A 6,642-nucleotide genomic window follows, 5' to 3' on the forward strand; every position below is an offset into this window, starting at 1 on the left:
CTCCTACCGCATGCGCGGACGTGAACTCGGACGCGTCCCTACCGACAACGACACCGACTGAACCGCCACAAAGTGGGTCATCTTTCACCCGGTCAAACTGGGTCACGATTCACCCGACGCCGACAGGAGTGCGTCGGCCTGTGAGCGGATGAAGGTGCCCCATGTCGTGGCCGTACGCTGCGGCGAAGGGTCGAGTCCTGCGGCGCGCAGGATCTCCCAGACGGTCGAGGCCGCGACCTTGATCCCGAGCATCGCGAGCTCGCCGTGGATCCGGCGATACCCCCAGGTCAGGTTCTCGCGCGCCAGCCGGAAGACGAGCAGCCGGATGGAGCGGACCGTCCTCGGCCGACCCAGGCGCTTCGGGCGTGATCTTACGGCGTGCCGGCGGCGCAACAGGTCTCGATGCCAGCGCAGCACGATGTCCGGCGCCACCAGCGGTCGCATTTGGCGCAGGGTCTGTTCGGGGAGGCGGTGCAGCAGGGCGGCGAGGAAGGTGCGGTCCTCGGGCGTGAAGCGGGGACGCACTGCGCCGAGCTGCCGCTCCAGCCCAGCGAGTTGGTGCCGCAGCGCCAGGATCTCCACGTCCTTCTCCCGGTCGCTCATTGGCAGCAGCCGCAGCGCTGCGAAGACGTTTGTAACCGTCAGATAGACCAGGCGCAGCAACACAATCGCTCATCATGCCCGGTAACGCTGACTCGCGGAGATACCGCCCACCCAGCGTCGGCAAGACAGCACGACCATGCCTCTCACCTGCATGGATGGACTTCTCGGCACCCACAGGGGTATCAGCGCGGACAGGGCGGCGAACCAGAACCGGTCGGTGGGCTCGTAGCGAACCGGGCTGGCCAACTGCCGGCGCAGCACCGCGTTCTCGTGCCGCAGAACGAGCAGTTCCGCATCCTTCGCGGCCTAGCGGCGAAGCAACGCTGACGGAACGGACAGCAACTTGAGGGCCACCTGGTAGAGCAAGGACACGACCACGCGGACATGCTCCCAGTGGACCGGCCGTACCTGCCCACCTGCGACGACGACTTTTCGAGCGGCACACCATCCGCCTCCACCTCGGACAGCAACTGGACCAAGTCCACTCGCGAGACCTCATCGAACGCATCGACCAACTCGAAAGCGACAACCAACAGCTCCGCGCGCAACTTTCACAAACGACCACAGAGAAGCAACGGCTCTCCCGAACCGTCGCCGAACTCGAAGACGATCTCGCCGCCGCCCGGACCAGCCTCCGCCGCATGATCCGTCGAGAGAACCGAGCCGATGATGAGGCTCGTTGAAATTGGCTCTGACCGCGATTCCGTGAAGCTCATGGCTGGGTGAGGATCCGGGTCCGAAGGAGCGTGAAGGACGCGCGGCTGGTGCCCGGACGATGAGTTCGCGGATGAACTCGGCGTCCGAGTAGGAACGGAACAGAAAACCATCAAACCAAGATCAAGTTACTTCTGAACTCGTACCTTGGACCGCTTAAAGGCAGCATGCCTTCATAGCTCTGCCTCGACTTCTGTTGCAGCTCGCTGTCCTGATGCTACGGCACCCTCCATGTACTGAGCCCATTCCACGGAGGTCTCGGTGCCAGCCCAGTGGACTCGTCCTACCGGTGTACGGAGAGCATCTTTGTACTCGGTCCACGTCCCGGTGGCCGGAATTCCGCAGTAGCATCCCCTCGACCATTCCTCATTCGCCCACACCACCTGGTAGTAGTACTCGGGGCGGGCCGCTCGCGGTCCGAAGTAATTGACCAGCGTGCGGAGGATCTCCGCCTTGATGGCAGCTTCGGGCCGGTCCGCCCATTCGCGCGCTGGGTCGCCCTCGAAAAAGGCAACCAGGATGCCCGGGGTTCCGCCAGGTGGTGAGTTGTCATACGTCACATTGACCGGACTCTGGGTCAGGATCTGCCCATTCAGTCCCTGTGCCCGCCAGAAGGGGGTCCGGTAGACGGCATGAGCCTTGATGGTGGAGCCCATGGCCAGGTGCTGGGTGTACTGATCACGGCTCGCCGGCAGGATCGGCTGGTAGTCGATGCGGGCCGCCATCGGCGGAGCCATCGCGATGATCACCCGGGACCCCTCGTACTGGCCGTTGTCGGTGGTGACGACGACCTTGCTACCGGTTTGGTCGATGCACCTGACGGGGGAGCAGAGCTTGACGGCGTCGCCCAGCCTGGCGGCGATCGCGTCAGGGATCTGTTGTACGCCCCCGTTGAAGCGCCAGGCCAGCGAATTCTCTTCGAGGGTCTCGAATCCTCCAGCTGCTGCTACGTAGAAGAGGAAATGCAGGAATGAGAAATCGGCGGGCTCGACCGAGAAGTAGCCGTTTACGGCAGTGGTGAACAGGAACCGCGCGCCAGCGGTCTTCATATTGGCGTTCATCCACGTCGCAACTGTCTGGGAGTCCCATCCGGCGGCGTTCGGAGCGGTCCACGGAGCCGCTGACGGCACCGTTTCGGCAAGTCTGGAGAACTTATCTACGGCGAGAGCGAACTCTGCCAGATCTTGCGGCGGGATCGGAACCTTCAACAACTCTTCTAGGGCCAGGCCGCTGAACTCTACGCGGCGGCCTTGATACTCCAGGATGCTCTTGCCGGTTTGGTAGGTTGGGAACGTCTTTACGTGGAACTCCCTGGCCAGGGCAAGGATGCGCGTCTGCGCCGGGCCGATCCACTGCGCCCCGTTGTCCACCCATCCACCGCCCGGGACCTGCTGGGTGAACGCTCGCCCCCCGACTCGCTTGCGCGCTTCGAGCACGATGACGGATTTGCCCGCTCTCACAAGTTGGTGCGCAGCTGCCATTCCTGAGTACCCGCCACCCACGATGATCACGTCTGCTGAGCCGGCCGACGACCCGCTGGCTGGCATGGCGGACGACCAGGCAGCCAACGGCGAGCCGACCGCAACGCCGGCGGCACCGATGAGGCCACGGCGAGAGATACGCATTCCGCCAGCCGCCTTTCTCCGGAACACATCGCACCAACAGGAGTCGAGTCCACCCGTGCTTCTGCCTATCGGGGGCGAAGCCCGAGAGGACCCGGGGCAACCAAGCTAGCGAGCCGCCCGTCACTGACGCCGCCCACACGACGCTCCTACTCCAACATCACTCGATCGATCGTGGGCCCCGTTCAAACCGTTGCCACCGGGTGGGCCCGCTATCTCGTGTCGCTGGAAGGCTTGAGGCACGTGAGACAAGTTCCTCCTGCCAGACGCAAAGACATCCTGGGCAGGCCTCGACTTTGCGGGCGCCGAAATCCTCATCCGTAGGCTGTGATCTGTGAGTTTCCCGTTTGCGCGCGCCCGGCGGGACCCCGTGGTGTTGAGGGATCTCCGAGATGGCTACTCGGATGACCCCTTCAATCGATATCGCATCGCGTTGTGATGCGGTATCGTTTAGGCGTCGCCTAATGCTGGGGAGTGGTGCCGCAATGTCGCGTACCGTAATTGATCTCGATGAGGACACTACGGCGGAGCTGATGAAGCTCTACAACGTGAAGACCAAGGCAGCGGCGGTACGCCGGGCAATGGAGGAGACGGTCAAGCTGCACCGCCGCATGGAGTTCATGGACGCCATCGACCGCGGTGAGGTCGACCTCGCTCACGATGCACGCACGGCCGACACACAGGATGCGGTCTGACCGTTGCTCTACCTGATCGACAAGTCGGCTCTGGCGCGCCGCGGCAAATCGTCGGTGCGTGCTGTCCTCGACCCCCTGGTCCAGCGTGGCCTGATCGCAGTCACCGGAGCGGTCGAGATGGAGATCCTCTACTCTGCGCGCAACTACGACGAAGCGGAACGGATGCGGTACTGGCTGTCCGGCTTCGACTATCTGCCCTGCCCGGACGAGGTCTGGGACCGAGCCAAGGACGTCCAGGCCCAGGCCGTTCGCAAGGGGAATCATCGCGCGCTGTCCATGGCGGACCTTCTCATCGCCGCCACCGCCGAGCGTCATGCGGCCATCGTCCTGCACTACGACGAGGAGTACGAGCAGATCGCGGCCATTACCGGCCAGCCCCACCAATGGGTTGTTCCGGCCGGTACGGCCGACTGACGTGTACGGTCGGCGACGGAGCGCCACTGGTCTTGACGGCCTTGTGTAGCGGCGAGGTTTCCGCTGTAGGCAGTAGTGGAGAGTTGCCGCGCGCTGGGGGGCAAGGGGTCGCAGGTTCAAATCCTGTCGTCCCGACTTGCGAAACCGCAGGTCGAAGGCCGTCGGTACGGGGGCGTTGCGCGCCGTCGTCAACCGTTGGGCGGCGAGGTCACCCGGGATGATGTTGATGTAGCGGCCATCGAGAGGCCTAAATACCCCTTGGCGGGCTTTGGTCGACCTTTGGCCAAGGGAGCGGGGCGTGATGCTCCCCATGGGGCGGGGGTGGCGGGGCGGCTCCAGTGGTCACGATGCCCTGATTCCGCAGGTCAGGCCTCCTTGTCTGTCTTCGCTAACCTCGATCTTTCGTGACGGTCCGTCGGTTTGTCCGACGGGCCGTTTCGACTGTTTGGGCTGGTGATGGGTAGGGCGGTAGCCCGGCTGTCGCGTCGGGTGGGCGCCGGGTTCCACGGCTCCGGTCTGGGGGTGCTGCTCGCAGGGACGGGAATGTGCTGGTCAGTCGGGGTTTGGGAGTGCGCTTGCCGAATACTTCATCCACGCTGGTCAGGCCGGATCGCGTCCCTTGTCGTGCAACACCGTTGCGTTTAGCCCTTGTTGGTGTTGTCAAGGCTTCATTCCGTGATCACCTCGAAGTCGAGGGTGTACGCCTGGGCCGCTCGTGGGTGCCTGCTGGGGCTGAACGTGTATTTGCTGCTGCGCTTGCGCACGCGGGCTTTCAGCCGCCAGCGCTGTCTCTGCGGCAGGAGGCCGGCCAGGGCAGCACGGCCGATCGCGCCGACGAGGGTCACCGGGCTGGTCGGGGCGATGCCGCGGGCGGCCACGATCTGGTCGGCGCCGGCGTTGAGCAGCACGATCAGGCTGACGCGCTCCGCCGACAGGCCCGGCTGGGCAGTGATCAAGTCACCCGCGAGGCGCACAAGCGCCTGGTAGACCGTCAGCAGCGCGTAGACCTCCTGCTCGAGCCCGGGGACGGTCCTCGAGCGCAGCACACGCCGGTCGAGAATGGTCGACTTCATCGAGAAATAGCAGGTCTCCACCTGCCACCTGCGGTGATACAGAGCGATCAGCTCGTGGGCGGGGTATCGCTTGGCGTCCAGGAGATTGGTCATCAACCGCCACAGCTCGGTGCGGCGGGTGCCGTCGGCCATCGTGACGGTCATCCAGGCTTCTACGATCCGTACCTCGAGCCGTCCGTAACCGCGCCCCGCCTTGTACTTCCCGGCGCAGATGGTGGTCAGGTAGGAGCCGTCCGGCAGCGGGCGGCGCACCGCAGGACGACGCTTGCGGGTCGAGCGCAGCAGGAAGGACGCGCCGGTACCCGTCACCGCCTCCAGGAAGTCGTACGCGTCGTAGTAGGCGTCGGCCAGCAGCACCATCGAGGCGTCCAAGTGGTCCAGCAGGCGGCGCGCGTAGCCGAGCTCGCCGGTCGTGTCCGGGCCGAAGGTCGCGCCGAGGAGGGCGCGGGTGCCGCACTCGACCAGCGCCACCAGGCGCAGGAGGGGGGTAGCCGAACTCCAGCACCTGGCCGCCATGCTTGGGGAAGCGCCAGGTCACCGCCTCCTCGTCGGGGATGCTCAAGGTGGTGCCGTCCACCGCGACCACCCGCAAGCCGCAGTAGAAGGAGCTGGCCTGGGCCCGGGTGGCCACCGGACCGGCCAGGATCTCGAACAGGCGGCGCAACGGGACGCTGCCGAGTCGGCGGCGGGCCCGCGACAATGAGGAGGCGCACGGCCGCGTCACCGCGATCCCGCGTAGTCCCGTTCCGAGCCTGTCCCACACCGCCTGGTAGGACGAGCGCTCGAAGAAGACGAGGGCGAGCACGAAGTACACCACGACCCGCGCCGGCAGCAACCGCACGCGCCGTTCACGCGAGCCAGTCTCCTCAAGGACCGCGTCGACCAGCTGCGGATCGATGACCTGCGTCAACTCCCCCAGATGGCCAGGGGCGTAGACATCATGAGCTGACGCCACGGGTAGTGGAGTGGCAGAATGCCTCAGCAACGGGACCTCCGGTACAACGATCTCTGGGCTCGACACCACAGGGATCTACCAGGGGTCCCGTCCTCTCGTTCATGGACTTGACAAAGTGCCAGACGGCATAAAGCAACGGTGTTGCACGACAAGGGACGCCATCGGCCCCACCAAGGCCGAAACCAGCTCGCACCCTTCGACGATCCGAACGTCATACCGCTGCCGACAACGCGGATCGAACGCAGAGAGGCTGTGACAGGGCCTCATCAACGAGTACCACCGAGCAAGCCGACAACCCGAAGAAACCCCCGCTCACAGCCGGTGAAGCCATTTTGAAGCGCTGCGAGGCGAGGCGAAGCAGCACGAGTGCTCATCCTGCCGCAGCACCGAACAAGCGCCTGAGCTGCGCGGATGACATTTTCGGCAGGCGTAATGCGCGCTCAAGGAGCAAGCCGTACTGCACACATAGACGAGTTGACGGGAGGGAATGTCCCGGTCATCGGGGTTGATGGCTTGCTGGACGCTGCTGCCGTCGTGCGTCGGCTGCTTGAGCGGCAGGCTGGGGT

General features: G+C 64.9%; 6 protein-coding genes and 2 pseudogenes. 2 read left to right on the forward strand and 6 right to left on the reverse strand.

Annotated features, from left to right (window positions below; genetic code table 11):
• Positions 1–120: 120 nt before the first annotated feature.
• The 3 genes and pseudogenes from P2L57_RS39570 to P2L57_RS39585 all read right to left on the reverse strand — a co-directional run.
• Positions 121–666 (reverse strand): annotated as a pseudogene (locus tag P2L57_RS39570) (integrase); the annotation flags it as partial.
• A 488-nt stretch (positions 667–1,154) separates the two neighbouring features.
• Positions 1,155–1,319 (reverse strand): hypothetical protein, encoded by a 165-nt coding sequence (locus tag P2L57_RS39580; protein ID WP_275823407.1) that lies wholly within the window; start codon positions 1,317–1,319, stop codon positions 1,155–1,157.
• A gap of 171 nt (positions 1,320–1,490) precedes the next feature.
• The gene (locus P2L57_RS39585; RefSeq protein WP_275823409.1) at positions 1,491–2,942 is read right to left on the reverse strand and encodes a flavin monoamine oxidase family protein; all 1,452 of its coding nucleotides are present in this window, start codon (positions 2,940–2,942) and stop codon (positions 1,491–1,493) included.
• 482 nt (positions 2,943–3,424) lie between these two features.
• On the opposite strand from P2L57_RS39585, the gene P2L57_RS39590 reads away from it, so the two are divergent.
• Together P2L57_RS39590 and P2L57_RS39595 are read left to right on the forward strand one after the other, a co-directional pair.
• The gene (locus tag P2L57_RS39590) at positions 3,425–3,634 is read left to right on the forward strand and encodes a type II toxin-antitoxin system VapB family antitoxin (RefSeq protein ID WP_275823411.1); all 210 of its coding nucleotides are present in this window, start codon (positions 3,425–3,427) and stop codon (positions 3,632–3,634) included.
• A gap of 3 nt (positions 3,635–3,637) precedes the next feature.
• Complete coding sequence (locus tag P2L57_RS39595) at positions 3,638–4,048, forward strand: PIN domain nuclease (RefSeq protein ID WP_275823413.1); 411 nt, start codon at positions 3,638–3,640, stop codon at positions 4,046–4,048.
• Positions 4,049–4,716: 668 nt separating this feature from the next.
• Here the strand turns inward: P2L57_RS39595 and P2L57_RS39600 are convergent.
• The 3 genes and pseudogenes from P2L57_RS39600 to P2L57_RS39605 form a co-directional block, all read right to left on the reverse strand.
• A complete protein-coding gene (locus tag P2L57_RS39600) occupies positions 4,717–5,637 on the reverse strand; it encodes an IS4 family transposase (RefSeq protein WP_275823415.1) in 921 nt (306 codons plus the stop codon).
• A 142-nt stretch (positions 5,638–5,779) separates the two neighbouring features.
• Positions 5,780–6,145 (reverse strand): annotated as a pseudogene (locus P2L57_RS41050) (transposase domain-containing protein); the annotation flags it as partial.
• A gap of 243 nt (positions 6,146–6,388) precedes the next feature.
• On the reverse strand, positions 6,389–6,642 hold a 254-nt coding region (locus P2L57_RS39605; protein WP_275823417.1), incomplete at its 5' end, for a hypothetical protein.

Origin of the sequence: Streptantibioticus ferralitis, assembly GCF_029223525.1 — a bacterium.
In the GTDB taxonomy this organism is placed as follows: domain Bacteria; phylum Actinomycetota; class Actinomycetes; order Streptomycetales; family Streptomycetaceae; genus Streptantibioticus_A; species Streptantibioticus_A ferralitis.

What these genes read in the sequence shown, in the direction of transcription:
- P2L57_RS39580 (WP_275823407.1), bottom strand. Translation starts at nt 1,319, where the DNA reads ATGAGCTTCACGGAATCGCGGTCAGAGCCAATTTCAACGAGCCTCATC.
- P2L57_RS39585 (WP_275823409.1), bottom strand. Translation starts at nt 2,942, where the DNA reads ATGCGTATCTCTCGCCGTGGCCTCATCGGTGCCGCCGGCGTTGCGGTC.
- P2L57_RS39590 (WP_275823411.1), top strand. Translation starts at nt 3,425, where the DNA reads ATGTCGCGTACCGTAATTGATCTCGATGAGGACACTACGGCGGAGCTG.
- P2L57_RS39600 (WP_275823415.1), bottom strand. Translation starts at nt 5,637, where the DNA reads ATGGCGGCCAGGTGCTGGAGTTCGGCTACCCCCCTCCTGCGCCTGGTG.